This is a genomic window from uncultured Aquimarina sp. (assembly GCF_947496855.1).
Lineage (GTDB): Bacteria > Bacteroidota > Bacteroidia > Flavobacteriales > Flavobacteriaceae > Aquimarina.
On sequence record NZ_CANMED010000042.1, the window covers coordinates 1 to 332 of the forward strand.

At 41.9% G+C, this 332-nt stretch carries 1 protein-coding gene; it reads right to left on the minus strand.

Annotated features, from left to right (window positions below; all coding sequences use genetic code 11):
- On the minus strand, positions 1–332 hold a 332-nt coding region (locus Q0921_RS24985), incomplete at both ends, for a DUF11 domain-containing protein (protein WP_299261896.1).

The following is a 332-nucleotide window of genomic DNA, read 5'->3' on the forward strand; positions in this document are numbered from 1 at the left end:
AAATCACTCGTCTGACCAACTGTAGGTGTATTGGAATCTTCATCATCCTCACTCTGATCTCCATCGTCATTATTTGGAGTACTATCTGGATCATTATTTGGACTGCTTGTAACTTCTGCTACATTTTCATAATCACCACTTGCATTTACCGTAGCTACAATATCAATACTTGTATTGGATCCATTACCTATTGCTGGTAAGGTCCAAACTCCAGTACCACTAACATAAGCGCCAGCTCCGGTATCTGATACATAGGTATAACCACTCGGTAACTGATCCGTAACAGTAGCGCCAGCTGGTAGATCATTCCCTCCACCATTGCTTACCGTTAA